The organism is Burkholderia sp. Ac-20379 (assembly GCF_017104645.1).
Lineage (GTDB): Bacteria > Pseudomonadota > Gammaproteobacteria > Burkholderiales > Burkholderiaceae > Burkholderia.
On sequence record NZ_JAAGPF010000631.1, the window covers coordinates 1 to 1675 of the forward strand.

Consider the following 1675-nt stretch of genomic DNA (forward strand, 5'->3'; position numbering starts at 1 on the left):
TGGCGGCGTGGTGGGCGGCCTGATCGGGCTGGCCGGCGCGATGTTGCCCGGCCCCGCGCCGATCGCGCCGATCCCGGCCGGCTCGGCCTCCGGCGCGCAGGTCTGGAGCGCGGACACGATCGAACGCGGTCGGCTGGTGGCGATCGCCGGCGACTGCGCCGTCTGTCACACAGCGCCTGGCGGCCGCACCAACGCGGGCGGCTTCCCGCTCGAAACGCCGTTCGGCACGATCTATTCGACCAACCTGACGCCGGACCCGGAGACGGGCATCGGTTCGTGGTCCTATCCGGCGTTCGCGCGTGCGATGCGCGAAGGCATCTCGCGCGACGGCCGTCATCTGTATCCGGCGTTCCCGTACACGGCGTTCGCGAAGCTCAGCGAGCCGGATCTGCTGGCGCTCTATGCGTATCTGATGTCGCAACCGGCCGTGCAGGCCGCGCCGCCGGAAACGCGGCTGCCGTTCCCGATGAGCCAGCGCCGCCTGGTCGCGGGCTGGAACTGGCTCTATCACGACGACACGCCGTACGCGCCCGATCCGGCGCGCTCGGCGCAGTGGAATCGCGGCAAGTATCTGGTGGACGGCGCGGGCCATTGCAGCGCCTGCCATTCGCCGCGCAACGCGCTCGGCGCGGAAAAGAGTGGCTTCGCCTATCTGACGGGCGGCAGCGCCGAAGGCTGGGATGCGCCCGCGCTGGTGGCCGCCGCGCACGCCGCGCCGGTGCCGTGGACCGAGGACGCGCTGTTCCGCTACCTGCGCACCGGTTTTTCGCCCGAGCACGGCGTGGCGGCCGGGCCGATGGCGCCGGTCGTGGCCGGCCTCGCCGAACTGCCCGAGGGCGACGTGCGGGCGATGGCGCATTACCTCGCGTCGCTGTCGCCGCATGTGGACGACGCCGCGGCGACGGCCGCCGCGGCCGCGGTTGCGTCGCGCGGCGCGGAAACGGTCTCGACGCTCGGCATGGAGAACGGCCGGCGCACGTTCGAGGCGGCCTGCGCCGTGTGTCATGCCGAATCGGGCGGGGTGGGGCACTTCGGCGTGCGTCCGCTGATGGGCCTGAACACCAGCGTCAGCCACGCCAACCCCGACAACCTGCTGCGCGTGCTGCAGAACGGCATCGCGCAGCCGGCCACCGCCGCGCTCGGCTACATGCCCGGCTTCCGCGACGAATTCGACGATCGCCAGATGGCCGAACTCGCCGCCTATATCCGCAAGCGCTACGCGCCGGACCAGCCGGCGTGGCGCGATCTCGAAGCGGCATCGGCGCGGATTCGCGCGCAAGGAGCGGCACATTGAACGCGGCGGATCGGTTTCTCGCCACCGGCGACGGCCGGGGCCATCACGACGGCACCGGCTGGCACGGTTCGGAGCGCGAAGTATTGGAGACGGCCGGCGCATGGTGCGCGGCCGGCCATGCGGTGTGGCTCTACACGGTGGTGCGGACCTGGGGCTCGGCGCCGCGTCCGGTGGGCGCGATCATGGCGATGCGCGGCGACGGGCGGATCTGCGGCTCGGTGTCGGGCGGCTGCATCGAGGACGACCTCGCCGAATCGCTGCGCCGCGACGGCCCGCCCGGCCCGCTGCCGGGCGTCGTCGAATACGGCCTGAACGCCGACGACGCGCACCGCTTCGGGCTGCCGTGTGGCGGCACGCTGCGGCTGGTGCGCGAGGCGCTCG

2 protein-coding genes are annotated in these 1675 nt (G+C 73.0%); both read left to right on the top strand.

Annotated elements, in window-relative coordinates; genetic code table 11:
- Window positions 1–1294, top strand: a 1294-nt coding sequence (locus G3N92_RS33390) for a cytochrome c (protein WP_206131770.1), incomplete at its 5' end; no start/stop codon positions are given.
- Window positions 1291–1675, top strand: a 385-nt coding sequence (locus G3N92_RS33395) for an XdhC family protein (RefSeq protein WP_277396222.1), incomplete at its 3' end; no start/stop codon positions are given. The genes G3N92_RS33390 and G3N92_RS33395, both read left to right, overlap by 4 nt.